We start from the raw sequence: 17678 nt of genomic DNA on the forward strand, positions 1-17678 counted from the left end.
GAACGGATTTTTTTTAGCTTGCTTTTTTCACTGTATTCACTTCACTTGTATTTTTTATCAGTGCAAGTATATCGTCTAATGTATCTTTTCCTTTGTCTCTATTATACCACTTTTGCAACTCTTCTTTAAAGGCGGCATCTAGTGCTCCATGAAGCTTTTTATAATCGTTAACTATTTTCGTTGCCGTTTTGGGTCTCGGTCCCCAATCTCCTACTACTTTTTCTGTATCATTGTCAATTACCACCAATTTCGGAATTGCTTTATTACCATTCGTTAAAAACTCATTCATTAAAGCCTCATTTTCATCACGTAGTACAACTTTCAAGTCAATCTTTTTTGATAGATCTGCAACCTTATGAATCATTGGCATCGTTTGCGCTGCATCACCACACCAACTTTCTGTAATCAATAACCACGTTTGAGATTTGCTATGCTTTTCTATTTCAGCCTTAGAATTGTCGTCTATCTTTAATGTTTTTAACAAACGTGTCATTCTTCTATCATTCAATTTCGAATAATTCGATAATGCTTCCGATTGTGTTTCTCCTGATGATTTACCAGAAGCGACCAACTTACTCACTAATTCTTTGTATTCAAAAAATGATATTGCTTTATCTAAACTATCTTTAATTATCGTATCCATATTAAACTATTTCTAGTCTTGGACGAATAAAAATCAAATCCTAACAAACGTGTTCTTTAGATTTTAATTGACCTTATTAATTGGGCTTCCATTTAAGTACGCCTTAAGGTTTTCCGAAGCAGTATTCATCAATCTCGTTCTGGCTTCTTTTGTTGCCCAAGCAATATGTGGGGTAATTATACAATTTTTTGCAGTTAAAAGAGGGTTGTTTTGTTTGATTGGTTCTGTAGAAACCACATCAACCGCAGCTGCCATTATTTTATTTAAATTTAAAGCATCTGCTACATCTTGTTCAATCAATAGCCCTCCTCTCGCTGTATTGATCAATATCACACCATCTTTCATCAATTCAATATTCTTTTTATTGATAATTCCTTCAGTCTCCTTAAACAAGGGACAATGCAAACTAATGACATCAGAATTTTCAAACAACTCAGATAACGAAACGAATTTTAAGAACTCGTTTTCGAATCCTTTTTTTATAGTTCTAGAATACACCAAAACTCTCATTCCAAAAGCTTGGGCAAGTTTTGCAGTTGCTTGTCCAATTTTACCAAAGCCAATGAGTCCAATTGTTTTACCTTCCAATTCAATCAATGGTGTATTCCAATAGCAAAAGTCCTTTGATTTTTTCCAATCACCATCAAAAACAGATTTACTATGTGTACCAATATGATGACATATTTCTAATAAAAGTCCCATTACAAATTGAGCAACTGCTTTTGTTCCATATGCCGGAATATTCGTTACTACAATATTCATTTTTTTTGCAGCTAAAACATCTACGACATTGTAGCCAGTTGCAAGAACTCCGATATATTTTAGGTCCGGTAATTTTTCTAACAATTTAGAAGACAAAGGAGTTTTATTCGTGAAAATAATCTCAGCATCACCAATAGCATTTAATATAGAAGTCTCATCAAAAGGTGTTCTATCAAAAACTACCAAATCACCGAATTTTTTCAAACCTTCCCAATCAATATCTCCAGGGTTCAAGGTAAATCCGTCTAAAACAACAATCTTCATATAAGTTAACGGTTTAAATTAATGAACATGTTACATCCTGTAAACTTAATTCTTCTTTTCTAACATCGGTACAAACTTGCATTCACCTAGTTCTTGTTTTTCAAAAGACTTCACTCCTGTTCTCTTGTAAATATGCATAATCTGCGTAGTATCTCCTACGGGTATCACCAACACACCACCAATATTCAACTGTGCTAGCAAAGCTTTAGGTACATAAGGTGCTCCTGCTGTTACAATAATCTTATCAAACGGAGCGTACTCTGGTAATCCTTTATAACCATCACCAAATGACATGTATTTAGGACGATATCCTAATTTTGGTAAAAACAATTTTGTTTTTTTAAACAATTCATTTTGGCGTTCAATCGTATAAACCTCTGCTTTTAATTCAAGCAACATGGCTGTTTGATATCCCGAACCTGTACCAATTTCTAACACCTTCTGTCCTGCTTGAATTTCCAATAACTGAGATTGAAAAGCAACTGTATATGGCTGAGAGATTGTTTGGTCAGCTAAAATTGGGAATGCTTTGTCTTGATAAGCAAAATCTTCAAAACTAGAATCCAAAAATAAATGACGTGGAATTTTAGCAATTGCTGCTAATACATTTTTATCAGTTATTCCTTTTTCGGCAACTACTTTAGCTAATTGATTTCTAAGACCTTGATGTTTGAGGGTATCCTTCACGAATTCTTTATATTTAGGAGTTTAAAATTAGCAATTAATCCCCAAAGATTTTTATTTTTGTTTAAAACTTACCAACTTATTTATGTAGGTTTTTAGAATAACAAAACTACCATTGCTATTTGTTTGAAACACAACAAAAAGCAATACTTAACTAGAAAATAATTCAAAAATATGTTAAAAGCAGGAGTATTAGGAGCTGGTCATTTAGGAAAAATACATTTACGATTGTTACAGCAATCAGAACAATATGAATTGATTGGTTTTTATGATCCAAGTAAAGAAAATGCTAAAGCGGTTTCTGAAGAATTTGGCTATAAAGCTTTTGATAGCATTGAAGCCCTGATTTCTGAAGTTGATGTTGTTGATATTGTAACGCCAACGCTTTCTCATTTCGATTGTGCAAAAACCGCCTTAGAAGCTGGAAAACATATTTTTATAGAAAAACCTATAACAAAAACCTATGAAGAGGCATTAGAATTAAGAGCATTAGCTAAAGCTAAAGGTGTACGAGGTCAAGTAGGTCATGTTGAACGATTTAACCCTGCATTTACTGCTGTAAAAGATGCAATTAACAATCCTATGTTTATCGAAACTCATCGACTTGCAGAATTCAACCCTCGTGGTACCGATGTACCTGTAGTTTTAGATTTGATGATTCATGATATTGACATCATTTTAAGCGTTGTAAATTCTAAGGTAAAAAACATCAATGCCAGTGGAATCTCTGTGATATCTCAAACTCCAGATATTGCAAATGCTAGAATTGAATTTGAAAATGGTTGTGTCGCAAATCTAACAGCAAGTAGAATATCTTTAAAGAACATGCGTAAATCAAGATTTTTTCAAAAAGATGCTTACATCTCAGTTGACTTTTTAGACAAAAAAAGTGAATTGGTTCGCATGAACGATGCACCAGAAAACCCTGATGAATTTGCTATGATTTTACAAAATGCAGAGGGAGTAAAAAAGCAAATCTATTTTGAAAACCCAAAAGTAGAAGCGAATAACGCAATATTAGATGAACTAGAATCATTTGCGAATGCAATTCATACAAATACCACTCCTGTTGTTTCTTTAGGACAAGGAGCTGAAGCATTACAAGTTGCTTTACAGATTATCGATAATTTTTAATGTTTTGAAAACAGTTTCTGACATAAACAATATACGTAAAACAAAGTCTGTCATATTATTTGATGGACTTTGTAGTTTGTGTGATAGTTCTGTTCAATTCGTACTAAAAAGAGACACTAAAAATAAATTTGTATTTGCTTCATTACAATCTGAAGTAGGTGTTGCTTTTTTAAAAACTCAACCAGAAACAATCCGTGCAACTGATAGTATTATCCTTGTTACTGAAAACAATGTTTATTCGAAATCTACTGCTGCTTTGCACATCGCAAAAAGCCTAAATGGATTTTGGCCTATAAGCATCCTATTTATACTTATACCTAATTTCTTTAGAGATTGGGTTTATGATGGAATCGCAAAAAAGCGTTACAAATGGTTTGGCAAACTAGAAACTTGCAGAGTACCGACTCAAGAAGAAAAAAAGAAGTTTATTGATTAACGTCTTCATTTTTATAATGATCGTCCCAGTTTTTCACTTTAGGTTCTCCCAACTTGCCTTCTGATTTGGCAATTACCATAGATACACATGCATCGCCAGTAACATTTACAGTTGTACGTAACATATCCAAAGGCCTGTCCACTGCAAAAATTAACGCCAACCCAATCGGTAACATTTCTTTAGGAAAACCAATGGCATCAAGCACTATCACTAACATAACCATTCCGGCTCCTGGCACTGCTGCCGAGCCTATAGAGGCTAATAGTGCTGTAAGAATAATAATCAATTGATTCGTAAAACCTAAACCTTCTGGCCATAATACTTGCATGATAAATACGGCTGCTACTGCTTGGTATAAACTCGTCCCATCCATATTAATAGTAGCTCCAACCGGCAAAACAAAACTAGAGACTTCTTTATCAACACCAATATGCTCTTCTACCCTTTCCATAGTAACTGGTAAAGTTGCTGCACTTGAACTGGTAGAAAACGCTAATAATTGAGCTGGTGAAATTTGTTTTAAAAACCAAATTGGTGATTTTTTTGTGTAGACTGAAACGAGTATAAGATATACTACTATCATTAAAATCAAGCCTAACACTACTACTCCAGCATAACGTAACAGCGCTAATAAAATCCCGCCATCGTTTGTATTCACTATCACTGTTGTCAATAGAGATAATACAGCTATAGGAGCGAATAACATTATCAAATCTACCATTTTTAAAACAACAGAATTTAAGGAGTCGAAAAAATCTTTTAAAGGTTTTGCTTCTTTTTCAGGTATCAGCAGCATACTAAGTCCTAGACAGATAGTAAAAAAGATAACTTGTAACATCATTCTATTATTACTCATTGCCTTAAAAGCATTATCTGGAACCATATCTACAATAAATTGCAAGGGTCCACTATTTTTTTGATTTTCCGCTTCAGAAATTTTCTTTTGAATTACGGAACTTGAAGCATAAGTTTCTTTTAAGTGATAGATCGTGTCTTGCGAAACCCCTTCACCTGGTTTGAAAACATTTACAATAGCCAAACCAATTGAAATTGCTACTACTGTTGTTAGCACATAGGTAACAATGGTTTTTACCCCCATGGACTTAAATTTTGAGATATCTTTTAGATCTGAAATTCCTTTTATGAGTGAGGCAACTATAAGAGGTACCGCTATAAGCTTTAACATTCGTACAAAAACTCTTCCAATAGGCTCTATCCAGTTTTTAACAAACTGTGGTCCACTTTCAAATTGCAACAAGGTAAAACCAAGTAACACCCCTAATACCATTCCGATAACAATTTTCCAGTGAAGTGCTAGTTTTCTCATATAGTGTATAAAAGGTGTTATTTTCATGCAATGTACTACAAAATCTTTTTTTTTTGCATGAAAACTAAATGAAAAACAATTGTATAAACATACTTTAACTAAAATCTGGAACTTTCCCTTTTACTCCTTTATAATAATTTTGAATATTTTCCATATCCGCTTGTACATCTTCTGTTAAAAAATAAGGTTCGTCAATTCTAACTTCTTTATTTTGAAAATCTAAAGCTACTTTTACAATTGGAACTCCTGCTCCTTTCGCAATAAAATAATACCCTGTTTTCCATTTTTCAACTTTTTTTCTAGTTCCTTCAGGAGACATACCCAAAACAAAACTATCATTTTCGTTAAATTTACTGACTAACAAATCTACAGTGTTATTCGATTTGGTTCTATCTATTGGAAAACCTCCTAACCATCTAAAAAAAATGCCTTGTGGTAATCTAAATAGTGCTTTTTTGCCAATAAAATGAATGTCTGTTTTTGTAATCGAACGAACTAGCACCCCAAGTGGAACATCAAGCCAACTCGTATGAGGAGCGGCAATCACCAAATATTTTTTATGTTGTTCTGGAAATTTTCCTTTTAGTTTCCATCCTAAAAGAAAATGAAAGATAAACTTTGAAATAACGTGCATCTTATAAATGTACGAAATATTTTATCGAACGTGTAGGCAAACGAAAATGCTTAACATTTGTAAAATGAAACTAAAAACCTACTGTCCTTTTAATTGGATTACAGTACTAATAGTTTTTAAAATAATTTTTAAGTCCATCATGATACTTCTTGATTTTATATAATACAAATCGTAACGGAGTTTTATTTCCTGTTCTCTAGTAGTGCTTGCATATGGAAACATCACTTGTGCCCAACCGGTTAGTCCAGGTCGTACCACATGTCGTATTGCATAAAACGGAATTTCTTTTTTCAAACTTTCAACAAATTCCGGACGTTCTGGTCTAGGACCTATCAAACGCATTTCTCCAATTAAAATATTCCAAAACTGAGGAATTTCATCAATTCTTGTTTTTCGAATAAATTTACCAAAAGCCGTAATTCTACTATCATTTTTCGATGCCCAAATAGCCTTACCAGTTTCGGCGTCAATTACCATTGATCTGAATTTATAAATAGAGAATTTTTTACCATTCAAACCTACTCTAATTTGTTTGTAAAATAAGGGACCTCTACTTCCAAACAAATTTCCAATAAAAACAAAAGGAATAAAAAACAACAAACTTATCAAACCTAATATTGAAATAATTACATCAATCAGACGCATCGTTACCAAATAAATTGAGTTTTCATGATTTTTACTATACGATAAGTACTTATAAAATTCATGATTTAAGTTTTCCTTAGCAACACACTCTGTTATCTCTTCATATAAATTTTCAATACTTTTTATATTTACTCCAGATTCAAACAAATAAACGATTTGTTTGTTTATTGTGTCATTGGGATTTAATTTTAATTCATTCGTTGAGACTACAATTTCATCAACTGGCTCTTTGTCTAACTCGGTTAATAAATCGGCTTCTTTGATATCTATAAAGTTGAACTCTGGAAAATTTGGCAATTCTTTTTCAGAAATATAACTGACAACATTATTCTGGTAACTTCTCTTTTTAACAACAAATAATAACCCTTCAACCAAAGTTGATTTACCGATAATCAAAATAGTTTTAGAAAATTTTGGACTGAATATAAAGGTGCTATAAATAAATCGCCAATACATTAATGGTAACGTTACTCCTAAAAACAAATAAAGTATTTCAATACGGTTACTCGGAAGTGACGGTGTTATTATCGGTGTAAACACATAAAAAACTACGGATGAAAAACACGTAAGTATGATCGATTGAAAAATACGATACCTACTGCTGGAAACCTTTAAATTATACATTTCGAAAATATTCCCGAAAAAGATAAAATATACCAAAAATGTCAGTAGCCATTTTCTAGTCAAGGGACTATTAAATGTAATATAAGTAACATTTAACAATGAAGAAATAAGATAAATACCTATAAAAACACTTACAATATCAAAAAATCGCAATAAAACCTTGCGTTCAGAAATATTTAAATATTTATTCTTTTTCTTCATACCTACTAAAACAACAGTCTAAATTAATTTTTTCCAAATTTATACAATTCTACTAAGAAAATCAGAGTTGTTAATAGAAATCGAACTATTAAAACAATTCAATATACTTTTTCCCTAGATATTCATAGTCATGGTATTTTATCATGTAGTCATATCCTTTTTGTCCCATTGTATTTAACTGATCTTTTGACATTTGAAACAATTCCAATATGGCAGTTTCCAAAGCTACTATGTCGTTTGGCGGAACAATAACGCCGCATCCTGAAAGTTCTACTTGGTCTTTGATATATTCCGAAGATTCTAAGATAGGTTTCTTTGCAAGCATGTAGTCGAAGTATTTATTATACGAAACCCCATGCTTGTATAAAGGCGATGCAAAACGACTAATATAACAAACGTCAAAATTCGAAATCATACTTTGCACTTGAGATTTTTTAATTTTTGGAATAAACGTAATGTTGTTAGTCTTTTCAGACTTTCGAACTAGTGCTTCTTTTGACAATCCATCTCCTACTATCGCAAAATGAATATTTGTATTATCTTTCATTTGAATCGCTGTATCTACCAAAACTTCCATCGCATTTGCCATTCCAATAGTTCCTGCATAACCAATAATAAATTTGTTTTTAGGTATTAGCTCTTGTACTGATTTAGACAAAGCTTCATTCCCTATCAAATTCTTATTAATTCCGTTTGGTATGTATACAAATTTATCTTCATTTTTAGAAATTGAATTAATGTATGCATCAGCATTGGGTAATAATGAAACAATAGCATCAGATTTTTTATAAGCTAGTTTTTCAAACCAACCAAGAATTTTTACTAGAGGGTGATTTCTACTATACCCTTTTAAATAAATCGGTGTTAATGGCCATAAATCTCTAATTTCAACAATTAGTTTTTGAGCTGAAAATTTCTTCTTTAAATACAACGCGCTGATAATTGGAAAAATAGGCATTGATGAAACAATAATAACATGAGGTCTCCCCAACTGTTTTTCTTTCAAAAACAATACTTTAAGGGTATAAACTAGATTACTGTAAAACTTGGCAAAACCTGTCCCACTATATTTTGGAGTTTTTACCCAACAAAAATCAATTCCATTTTCTATGGGTTCTATCGTAAATTTTTTACTACCTACTTCCGGTTGATCTGAAAATAAATGGTTGTAAGAACCTGAAATAATTTTCACATCATAACCTTTATCGACCCAAGTTTTACTTAAAAAATAATGCCTTTCTCCCCAACCAGAATCAATTTTCCCCGCAGTTTGGTTAAGTACCCAGATGGTTTTATTTTTTTTCATTCAAATTTGATTCTATGATTTGTGGTTTTCCCGACTTTGTAGGTTCAATTTTTTGAACAATTTCAAAATTAATTGAAAAATCTTCACTTCCTATCAAAACACTAATTTTCTTTCTTGTTTCTTCAACAACTCCATCAGAGAAATCTTCTCCTTTCACAATAAGAATTTCAATACCTTCAATACTATTTTGAATAATTTTAAACTGTTTGATTTCAGGTATGTATTCAAAAATCCCGGTAAATGAATGAACAACTAAAGTTTTGCCATTATTAGTTTTTACAATATCTGTATCTCTACCGATTACTTTTTGCAACAGCGGGTACTGAAATTTTCTGTTTTTAGGATATTTTTCTTTGGGAAGTTTGATTGCCAAATCACCTATTTTGTAACGAATCAACGGCATTGCGAAACCATCTAATCTAGTTACAACAACATGACCTAATTCACCGTCAGGAACGGCATTGTTATCATCGTCTAATATTTCAACATACACTTGTGGAGATAAAATATAAGAGTAATCAAGGTCCAATTGACTACTAATTAAAAAGCCTTCGGCTGAACCATATGTATCTTGAATAGTGCAATGAAAAGTATTTGAAATATTTTTACGGTAGTGGTCAAAAAGTTTGTCACCTAAACTGATACAAGCCTTTAATCGAATTTTAAAATTATGTTTTAGAGCTACTTCAGCGAAAACATTCAATGAAGAAGCATAGCCTATAAGTATATAGTTTTTTTGTTTTATTTTGTTTAGCACAGAGATAATTTGTGCTTCATCATGTGAAAAGGCATTCACATAAATTGTTTGAAATAGGAAATCTTTGATGTTTTTTAACAAGCCTCTATTCGGAGAAATACCTGTTTGTACAACCTTACATCCCATTTTATAACCAGACCATTCCCACCAATGAACTAAACCTGCTCTTAGCGATGCAAGATCGTTTTTATCCATATATACAGATGAGCTAATACCTGATGAGCCACTACTCGATATTTTTGTCAATTCTTTTTTTGAAGTAGCCAATAATTGATCTGTTCGTTCTCTTAAATCATTCTTCGAAAGGATGGGAAAGTTTTGTAACCACTCATTTGGTGAATTTCCTTTGAATTCAATGTTTTGATAAAATTTTGTTTTATCTATTGCATGCTTAAGCAATAGTTTTAAATTATCTGCCTGAAGTATTTCTAAATCTTCTTCATCTAATAAATCTATTTGCCTCCAATACTTAAGTTTTTTCACAAAAGAACCTCCGTTAAGCCAATCACCTATAGGTAGAATTATTTTTTCTAAAAATATTGTATACATATCAGCTTAAAATTGCATTCCATTGTTTCATCACATTCTCTGCTGAAAAAGACTCCGCTTTTTTACGGGCATTATTGCATAAATCCATGGGTTTATTTTCTATTATAGATACTATAGCATCTGCCATGCTTCGTGCATCATTTTTTTCCACTAGCACACCCTCTTGTCCATTATCAATCAAAAAAGGCATCCCTCCTGCATTGGTACTAACAACAAATAAACCCAAAGCCATCGCTTCCATAACACTTACAGGCGTGTTGTCAAAATTTGTCGTATTGATAAAAATATCAAAATCTTTAGATTTCTTTACCCATTCTTTGTTGTGTAGAACCCCTGTAAACTCAACAGATTCTTTTAAATCGTATTTATGAACTAATTCTTTGACTTTATCTATTGAACTATCTTTCTCAGGTCCCACCATACAAAGTACAGTTTCTGGATATTTTATTTTCACCAAATTTAATACTTCAATAGCCATCGAAGGATTGTATAATTCTCTAAAAGCACGTACCCATAAAATTTTTGGTTCTGGATTTTTTCTTTCTATAAATTCGTAATTCTCAATTTTTAAAATATTTGGTATAAAATCTGTAAGATATCCTTGTCGCTCAAAAGCTTGTTTTAGATAATTAGATGGTGCTATATTTCGAAATGAGTTCTTAAAAATTCTTTTAGAAAATTTCTTAGACTTTTCAATTCTTGCAGGTAAATCGCCTCCATGTAAAATTGTAATGTATTTTAGTCCAAAAAAATTACAAAGCATAGAAATTACAAAAACTATATAAAAATAGGAAGTACTAAAAACATCAATTAACACATAATCGATACTATTTCGATACTTTCCAACACTACAAATCATCTTATAAAACCGCTTGAATTTAGACAACTCATCTGAAGATTTTTCAACTTGAAAGCCTTGTTTTGTCAATGCTTCACTCAATACATCCATTGCGGTAACGTATGAAGTGTGTTTTGACAAATCATTACCTATATAGAGGATATTCTTAGTCTTCATCACGTGTAATTTTTATCAAACTCAACCCATAGATAAATCCAGGAAAAGCAATTCTCATGGCTGAATGATTGATCGTTAAAAACCAAAAAACATAAAATGAGATAAGAAATGCCCGTTGGTAATTGGATGAATTGATGAAATGTACTGTAGGTACTAAAATCAATATCATTAAAATTAAAACTCCTAAAAACCCATGTTCTTCAATCAACCTTGTTGCCTCATTGTGTGATGCAGCAGTAACACCTTCATCGCTTTCCATCCGTAGATATTTTCCATTTCCAACTCCGATACCAAACCAAGGGGACTTATAAAAATTTTCAAATTGAGTTGACATAATATCCAATCTACCCGAGGTAATATCTTCTTTTTGTTCTCCTCTAGCATTTTTTCCGGTATACCTATTATCTAACATCCCGCCAGTAACATCTGAAGTATACAACCAAATTGCAACTAAAGCTACAAAGCCTATTAGTACATATTTAAATATTATTTTAATCAAATCTTTTTTGTAAAAAAACATAAACAATACGAAAATAAAAAATGCTATTGCTCCCGTGAAAATACCTCCTCTAGAGAATGTTAACAATCCTCGATAAGTAAAATATATGAGAAATATGACATCTAAAAAAACATACCCTGATAACTTTTTATTTAAAAAAACCAGCACTGCTAAAATAAACATACCCAAACCTATTACGGTGGCGACTTGGTTTGGGCCAAATCCACCTGAAGTTTCGAAATTAGCACTACCCCTAAAAACTATTTCCTTTAAATCAGGTGTTCTAAAATACATGTAGCTTATCATTGAAAATATTGGAAAGACCATAAATACCAAACCTTCAAGAAGTGTATTCCTTGATACTTTTCGTCCATAAAAATAAAGAGCACTAATAAAAAGTACAACTGGCCCCGTTAAATTAAACGTAATTGCTCTTCTTATAGATTCACCATCTGGAACATCTGTAAAAACGATACCTATTAGCAATAAAAATAAATATATAAAATAACTAATCGAAATTTTTTGTTGACCACTCCTAACCAACATACCCATTACAAGTGCACCAATAACTGAATACTTTCCAAACTCATATGATATGGTACTTTTTGTCATTCTAAAAAACACTTCCGCACCTACAAAATAACACGCCCATAAAAGTGCCTCATCGCTCCTGTTTTTTGTCCTGTAAATATCAGCAAGACTATAAAAAAACACACCTAAATACAGTACTTTCATCAATAGTCCGATACTCCCAAAATAACCAAAAGTTATATGAAGTAAAATTAATATTAATGGATTATATTTTATTTTTTTAAACAATCTATTGGTTTAATATTTCAGATAAAATTCGATTATTGTAATATTTGTAAGTAAATTTTTCAGCCAACAAGTAATTCTTCATGAGCATTTCTTGATATATTTCTGATTGAGATTCTAAGGCTTTTTCAATCGCTTTCACCAATTCTTCAATAGTATTAGGTTTTATCAAAAAACCATTTTTGTTATTCTCAATATACTGCTCAAGACAAGACACATTAGATACAATGGGTAAACAGCCATAATTCATAGCTTCCCCAATTACTTTTGGAAAACCTTCACTTTTTGAAGGCAAAATAATAAAATTTGATTTTTGATATGTTGTAATGATTTGATCTTTTGATAAAAAACCATGAAACTTCATTTGCACACCTGACTTTTCTGACCTAGAAATATATTCTTGTCTTTCTTTTCCATCCCCTACAAAGTGTACAACTTCAACCTTATATTTTTGTGAAGCGGATAATTTAGAAAAAGCATCAATAATTTTAGAGACACCCTTATGTTCATTTAAAGCACCCACAAAACAAAAAACTAATTTTGATCTTAATTCTTTCGATTCTATAATTTTTTCTCCTTTTTTTCTGTCAATATCATCTAAACAAGGGTTTTCAAACGGAATAATATTTTCTCTTTCTCCAGCCCATGTACCGTTTACTGTAATTTTTGTAGTAGTAGCTGTACATTTTTGCAACCATTTCTTCTGAAGCTTGTTTCCTAAAGGCATAAATTTATCCTTCCAATTACCTGCATATTTTACCCAATATTTATTTGAAGGATATAATTTAAGTAATGGCAAGACATAAATTCCCATTCCTGTAGGTGCTCTAAATTGGATCTTGTCAACTTTATGTAGAGTAGATACTATTTTAAAAATATTATATGGAGCTGTAAATAGTATTGATAATTTTTTCCATCCACTACCTCCAGAAGGTTTTAAAGGTATGTAAATAATCTTTTTCGATGCATAAGGTAGAGAACTAGATGGGGGTTTTTCATTATGCAATGGAGCAATATGATATACTGTATCTACGGTATCTAACAAATAATTAATTTCTTTAATAGTGGGTCCCCAGCCAACTATTGCATTATTAGCATCTACGTAGTGCTGGGTATGTGAAATGATCGCTAATTTCATGCCTCAATAATTTTTCCGTATGTATCAATTACAGTATCCCAATAAAAATTATGCGACCAGTTTACTGCATTTTCAGAAAATTGTTGCTTGCTTTCAAGTATTTTATTCACAGCCCTAAAAATTTCTACTTCATCCATTGGGTCCACTAAAACCCCTGTTTTATTATGTGCTATTGCATCTTCAATTCCACAATTTTTAGAACCAATTGCCGGTACCCCTAAATTATTGGCTTCTAATATCGCAATTCCAAAACCTTCTACATCACCAGTAGAAGTATTGTTACTCAACATAACGAAAAGATCACTATTTTTTAGTAATTGGTGTTTTTTATCATCTGAAACAATACCATAAAATGTCAAATAATTACCCACACCTAGACCCTGCGCTTCTTTATAAAAATGCCCTTTTTCAGCTGGACTACCTACAAGATGATAATGCAAATCAGGGTATTTTTCAAGTAATTTAGGTATGGCTTTGATAAAATTTAACTGTCCTTTTCTTTCTGTAACACTACCAACAGTAATAAAATTAGGGTAATAATTACTTATTTCTTCATTGGTATTTGCAGATGGAACTATTTTTTCAAAACCATTTTGTATTACATGTATGGTGGACAAGTTCAAATTTTCAATCAACGATTTTGTAAAATTAGAGACTGCGATGATGCTATTGAATCTTTTAAGAGATAAGTTGGTAACTTTTTTTAAAAAAATATTTTTTAAATTCACTTCTGATCCATGAATTACAGCAATATACTTCCTTTTAAAAAAAAGAGAACTAGAAGCAACTGTCCACAAAGAAAACTTACCAGAAGCTATTATTATATCGTTTTTTCTGATATGATGAAAAAGCAACGTGAACCTTTTTATGTACATTAGAGCTCGAATTTTAAAAAGTCTTACCCGATACACAATAAATGGTAACGTAGCATCAAACAACAATTCTGATGAAGCGTTATTTCGTCTTTGATCACAAATTAATTCCACCACATAACCTTTTTGAACCAAATATGTTGCTAAATTTTTTGCATGATTTCCGATTCCACCAGGTTCTGGAGGAAACTCAGAAGTAACAATTAGTAATTTTGATTTATTCATTTATTTTCTTTCAAAGGACATTAGATGCAAAATGCGAATAGTTCTTTACCTGAAAATTTGAGTTTTGATATATTTTACTCAAAAGATTATTAACCGATTCTTTGTTAATATCACTAAAAGCGCAATGGTTGTCAATTCTACTACCATCAAAATACTCGCTTTTTCCTAAACCCAAATCTAAACCATAAATCTTTATTGGTAAACCTGATATTTTAGAAAAATATGCAATCAACATCAATAAAGAATATCCTGAATTCAAACTTCTAAATTCAATATCAAATTCCGATTTTAAAAACTGATTAAACTCTAAAAAAAGTGCGTTATAACTAGATGATTTATCAAAAATATCGCTCAATAAATATTCTCCTTGTGATCTTTTATATTTAGACAAATACTTGTGAACAGCAAAAAAAACCTTTTCATTTGATCGATACCCATTATCGTTTACAACACAAAAAGTACCCTTCCATTTATCAGTATCAAAAAACATTTTCAGATAACGTAATGAAAAAAAATAATCTTGTATATAATAAATAAAACTGTACTCATTGACTAGATTTACCGAGTTATTAGTACAAAAATACAAGTCCGTTTCAGATAACACAACATTTTTAGAACTTGGACCACTTGCTATTAAAACGAGATTTTTTGAATTTTTAGGTATCATTTTAGAGACAATCTCTTTTAATGATAAATTCTCAAAGTCAGTTTTATCTTTTTTTCTGAAGGATTTATTATATGTAGGTTTTATCTTATAATAAATAAATTCATATACCTTTTTTTTTGTGAATGTTTTAAAATTCATAAGACTTATGATTCATTTGATTTTGAACTACTATTTTTCTTTAAAAAATTTTCAACTTTAATTACATCCTTAGGAGTATCAACAGCTAACGAAACACTTTCCATAGCTACCATTTTTACTTTATATCCCATTTCTAAAAAACGAATAATCTCTATATCTTCAAAAGATTCGATTCTAGTTTTTTCTTGTCTCTCTCCATAAGCATTTAATTCATCTACATTAAACGCATAAATACATACTTGTTTGTAATATTTTGCTCTTTGATTCGCTTGTTTGATTCCAGGAATAGGCAAACGAGACATGTAAATTAAATCATTATTTTCTGCAAACACCACTTTCGGAACAGTATCAGATGTTGCCTCTTCTAGGTCAATCAGCTCTGTATATCCATTGGTTACATGATTAGGAAACCTCTCTTTATAATCGGCGATTTTAATGATATCATTAGGATTAATAACAGGTTCATCCCCTTGTATATTTATATATATATCTGCTTTTATTTTTTGGGCGACTTCGCAAATTCTATCCGTACCTGTTTTATGTTTGTCTGATGTTATAATTACCTTATATCCATGTTTTTCAACTACATCTGCTATCAATTGGTCATCTGTTGCAATAATAGTATTTTCTTTCCCCAAAGCACTTTCCACTTTTTCTGCAACATGAATAATCATGGGTTTACCGAAAATCCTTGCCAAAGGTTTTCCCGGAAATCTTGTAGACTCGTATCGCGCTGGAATTATTCCTAAAATTTTCTTCACTTTTTTTCTATTAGTTTATTAGCTAAAATATACTTCTTTTTTAGAACAACTATGGTATTTGGCAAGTAAAGTAAAGCAAACCCAAATTTTAAAAGTTTTTTTAAGATTCCTCCACGAATAATAAATGTACCTCTTATATTTAATATAATCAGTTTTTTTACTTGTTCCTGTGAAAAATGTTTCAAATTGAGATATATCTCTGAATGATGTAACAAACGTCTTTCTCTAACATTTTTTCTTGAAGAAGAAAACGTAATTTTTCGAACATTATGATTTCTTAAACCTCCTCTAGCTGCTCTTAAATGAATGATACGTAATTGATTATTTTTAACACTTAAAGCACCTGATTTTATGCACCTCAATCCAATTTCTTGGTCTTCACTCTGCATTTGATCCATTTTTTCGTCAAATCCACCTACTGTCAGCAACAGTTTTCTCTTCACCAAAACATCATTTGTAGGAAACCCTTCAGAAAGTTCTACTTTTGGTATAGATCTATCGATGTATTCCGTTCCTATTTCGTCTGGAATTCCGCAAGAAACATCTGCATTAAGAGCATATATCGTTTTCAAATGTTTTTCTAAATAATTTGAGGGTATGTCTTGCATGTCATCATCTAAAAACCAAACAAAGGTACTTGTAGCATTTTTTATACCCATATTTCTAGCAGAACATTGACCAATTTTATCTGTCTGAAGATACTTAATTGGCAATTCCTTAAAATCATTCAAAAAAGATTGATCTCTATTCTCTTTGGGTGTTTGATCGACAATAATAATTTCTTTTGCAGGAAGATTCAATCCTTTTAGTTCTTTCAATTCATCACGCAAACACTCGTACCTTTCTAAGGTTGCAATTACAATAGAAACCGAGCAGTCATTTTCAGATAGTTGTATTTCATCAATTGATTGTTCATATACACTTTCAAGTTTATCTATTTTTCTTATGAATTCTTTAAAAAAACGTAGTGCAGAAATTCTCGAAAAATTTGTTAAATAACTCCATATAAAAGCTTTTTTATCAAAATTATTTCTGATAAAAACAATTTCATCTTTTGCTTTTATTTTTGTTCTAATGCATGGTTCTATTTCTTGTGCCAATAATGAAGAATATCTTGTTAGCACCCCAGATTGCATTGCTTTATATCCGAAATTTAATGCCAAAACATCTAAAGATTTTGATTGTTCTTGTAACGGAATCGAATTAAGGACACTTTTTTTCATCAGACAACCATCAAACGAAATTTTCCAAGAAGTGTGGTCGATATTATAATCTACTTTAACATGTAACATGTTTGCAGGTTGAATACTATCTAAAAGAGGTAAAGATTCTGCAAAACCAATTTTTGAACCTATATGCCATAAATCACCCTTTGAACTAATGACATCATGCAATATTTTTTCCGTAGGGATAGGATGTTCAGCATTCCAAAACAAAACATATTTCGAATCATTACTTAAAATCGAATCTTTAACCTTATGTATTGTTGATTGTTTTATGGAATACTTTTCTCCAAAAACCCATTTTATAGATGTTGTTTCGTTAAATAAAACCAATGTGATCGAGAATCTAACTTTCATA

Annotated in this window: 17 protein-coding genes; 2 read left to right on the forward strand and 15 right to left on the reverse strand. The window is 31.2% G+C overall.

The genetic code is table 11. From position 1 onward, the window contains the following. Positions 1 to 13 precede the first annotated feature (13 nt). The 3 genes from F6P99_RS09165 to F6P99_RS09175 form a co-directional block, all read right to left on the reverse strand. Positions 14 to 643, reverse strand: coding sequence for a thioredoxin family protein (locus F6P99_RS09165; RefSeq protein WP_152287182.1), 630 nt, complete (start codon positions 641 to 643; stop codon positions 14 to 16). Positions 644 to 706: 63 nt separating this feature from the next. Beyond that, entirely contained in the window at positions 707 to 1669 is a 963-nt protein-coding gene (locus F6P99_RS09170; RefSeq protein ID WP_152287183.1) for a D-2-hydroxyacid dehydrogenase, read from the reverse strand. 45 nt (positions 1670 to 1714) lie between these two features. After that, positions 1715 to 2356, reverse strand: a complete 642-nt coding sequence (locus F6P99_RS09175) for a protein-L-isoaspartate(D-aspartate) O-methyltransferase (protein ID WP_152287184.1) — start codon at positions 2354 to 2356, stop codon at positions 1715 to 1717. A gap of 171 nt (positions 2357 to 2527) precedes the next feature. Here F6P99_RS09175 and F6P99_RS09180 point away from each other — a divergent pair, with 171 nt between their 5' ends. Both F6P99_RS09180 and F6P99_RS09185 read left to right on the forward strand, forming a co-directional pair. Then, positions 2528 to 3487 (forward strand): Gfo/Idh/MocA family protein, encoded by a 960-nt coding sequence (locus F6P99_RS09180; RefSeq protein WP_152287185.1) that lies wholly within the window; start codon positions 2528 to 2530, stop codon positions 3485 to 3487. 4 nt (positions 3488 to 3491) lie between these two features. Further along, a complete protein-coding gene (locus F6P99_RS09185; RefSeq protein WP_226913053.1) occupies positions 3492 to 3923 on the forward strand; it encodes a thiol-disulfide oxidoreductase DCC family protein in 432 nt (143 codons plus the stop codon). Here the strand turns inward: F6P99_RS09185 and F6P99_RS09190 are convergent. The 12 genes from F6P99_RS09190 to F6P99_RS09245 all read right to left on the reverse strand — a co-directional run bounded on the left by F6P99_RS09190 (position 3913) and on the right by F6P99_RS09245 (position 17677). Next, positions 3913 to 5250: a dicarboxylate/amino acid:cation symporter gene (locus F6P99_RS09190; RefSeq protein ID WP_152287186.1), complete on the reverse strand. Its 1338-nt coding sequence runs from the start codon at positions 5248 to 5250 to the stop codon at positions 3913 to 3915. The two genes, F6P99_RS09185 and F6P99_RS09190, sit on opposite strands and share 11 nt — an antisense overlap. A gap of 94 nt (positions 5251 to 5344) precedes the next feature. Next, complete coding sequence (locus F6P99_RS09195; protein ID WP_152287187.1) at positions 5345 to 5884, reverse strand: 1-acyl-sn-glycerol-3-phosphate acyltransferase; 540 nt, start codon at positions 5882 to 5884, stop codon at positions 5345 to 5347. A gap of 78 nt (positions 5885 to 5962) precedes the next feature. Next, positions 5963 to 7354, reverse strand: a complete 1392-nt coding sequence (locus tag F6P99_RS09200; RefSeq protein ID WP_152287188.1) for an exopolysaccharide biosynthesis polyprenyl glycosylphosphotransferase — start codon at positions 7352 to 7354, stop codon at positions 5963 to 5965. Positions 7355 to 7442: 88 nt separating this feature from the next. Next, the gene (locus F6P99_RS09205) at positions 7443 to 8660 is read right to left on the reverse strand and encodes a glycosyltransferase family 4 protein (RefSeq protein ID WP_152287189.1); all 1218 of its coding nucleotides are present in this window, start codon (positions 8658 to 8660) and stop codon (positions 7443 to 7445) included. Continuing rightward, entirely contained in the window at positions 8647 to 9966 is a 1320-nt protein-coding gene (locus F6P99_RS09210; protein ID WP_152287190.1) for a phenylacetate--CoA ligase family protein, read from the reverse strand. The genes F6P99_RS09205 and F6P99_RS09210 overlap by 14 nt, the downstream gene beginning before the upstream one ends. Before the next feature lies 1 nt (position 9967). After that, the gene (locus F6P99_RS09215; protein WP_152287191.1) at positions 9968 to 10981 is read right to left on the reverse strand and encodes a glycosyltransferase family 4 protein; all 1014 of its coding nucleotides are present in this window, start codon (positions 10979 to 10981) and stop codon (positions 9968 to 9970) included. After that, positions 10971 to 12299 carry an O-antigen ligase family protein gene (locus F6P99_RS09220; protein ID WP_152287192.1) on the reverse strand — a complete coding sequence of 443 codons (1329 nt, stop codon included), beginning with the start codon at positions 12297 to 12299 and terminating at the stop codon, positions 10971 to 10973. The genes F6P99_RS09215 and F6P99_RS09220 overlap by 11 nt, the downstream gene beginning before the upstream one ends. A gap of 1 nt (position 12300) precedes the next feature. Continuing rightward, positions 12301 to 13434, reverse strand: a complete 1134-nt coding sequence (locus F6P99_RS09225) for a glycosyltransferase (protein WP_152287193.1) — start codon at positions 13432 to 13434, stop codon at positions 12301 to 12303. Further along, positions 13431 to 14531, reverse strand: coding sequence for a glycosyltransferase family 4 protein (locus F6P99_RS09230; RefSeq protein ID WP_152287194.1), 1101 nt, complete (start codon positions 14529 to 14531; stop codon positions 13431 to 13433). The genes F6P99_RS09225 and F6P99_RS09230 overlap by 4 nt, the downstream gene beginning before the upstream one ends. 10 nt (positions 14532 to 14541) lie before the next feature. After that, entirely contained in the window at positions 14542 to 15336 is a 795-nt protein-coding gene (locus tag F6P99_RS09235) for a hypothetical protein (protein ID WP_152287195.1), read from the reverse strand. A gap of 5 nt (positions 15337 to 15341) precedes the next feature. Then, the gene (locus F6P99_RS09240) at positions 15342 to 16097 is read right to left on the reverse strand and encodes a 3-deoxy-manno-octulosonate cytidylyltransferase (protein ID WP_152287196.1); all 756 of its coding nucleotides are present in this window, start codon (positions 16095 to 16097) and stop codon (positions 15342 to 15344) included. After that, the gene (locus F6P99_RS09245) at positions 16094 to 17677 is read right to left on the reverse strand and encodes a glycosyltransferase family 2 protein (protein WP_152287197.1); all 1584 of its coding nucleotides are present in this window, start codon (positions 17675 to 17677) and stop codon (positions 16094 to 16096) included. The genes F6P99_RS09240 and F6P99_RS09245 overlap by 4 nt, the downstream gene beginning before the upstream one ends. Between the last annotated feature and the right edge of the window lies 1 nt (position 17678).

This window comes from Flavicella marina (assembly GCF_009193215.1).
GTDB classification, from domain to species: Bacteria; Bacteroidota; Bacteroidia; order Flavobacteriales; family Flavobacteriaceae; genus Flavicella; species Flavicella marina.

Coding starts and splice junctions, on each gene's coding strand:
- F6P99_RS09235 (WP_152287195.1), bottom strand. CDS start 15,336: ATGAATTTTAAAACATTCACAAAAAAAAAGGTATATGAATTTATTTAT.
- F6P99_RS09165 (WP_152287182.1), bottom strand. CDS start 643: ATGGATACGATAATTAAAGATAGTTTAGATAAAGCAATATCATTTTTT.
- F6P99_RS09205 (WP_152287189.1), bottom strand. CDS start 8,660: ATGAAAAAAAATAAAACCATCTGGGTACTTAACCAAACTGCGGGGAAA.
- F6P99_RS09210 (WP_152287190.1), bottom strand. CDS start 9,966: ATGTATACAATATTTTTAGAAAAAATAATTCTACCTATAGGTGATTGG.
- F6P99_RS09215 (WP_152287191.1), bottom strand. CDS start 10,981: ATGAAGACTAAGAATATCCTCTATATAGGTAATGATTTGTCAAAACAC.
- F6P99_RS09225 (WP_152287193.1), bottom strand. CDS start 13,434: ATGAAATTAGCGATCATTTCACATACCCAGCACTACGTAGATGCTAAT.
- F6P99_RS09180 (WP_152287185.1), top strand. CDS start 2,528: ATGTTAAAAGCAGGAGTATTAGGAGCTGGTCATTTAGGAAAAATACAT.
- F6P99_RS09190 (WP_152287186.1), bottom strand. CDS start 5,250: ATGAGAAAACTAGCACTTCACTGGAAAATTGTTATCGGAATGGTATTA.
- F6P99_RS09195 (WP_152287187.1), bottom strand. CDS start 5,884: ATGCACGTTATTTCAAAGTTTATCTTTCATTTTCTTTTAGGATGGAAA.
- F6P99_RS09245 (WP_152287197.1), bottom strand. CDS start 17,677: ATGAAAGTTAGATTCTCGATCACATTGGTTTTATTTAACGAAACAACA.
- F6P99_RS09230 (WP_152287194.1), bottom strand. CDS start 14,531: ATGAATAAATCAAAATTACTAATTGTTACTTCTGAGTTTCCTCCAGAA.
- F6P99_RS09200 (WP_152287188.1), bottom strand. CDS start 7,354: ATGAAGAAAAAGAATAAATATTTAAATATTTCTGAACGCAAGGTTTTA.
- F6P99_RS09170 (WP_152287183.1), bottom strand. CDS start 1,669: ATGAAGATTGTTGTTTTAGACGGATTTACCTTGAACCCTGGAGATATT.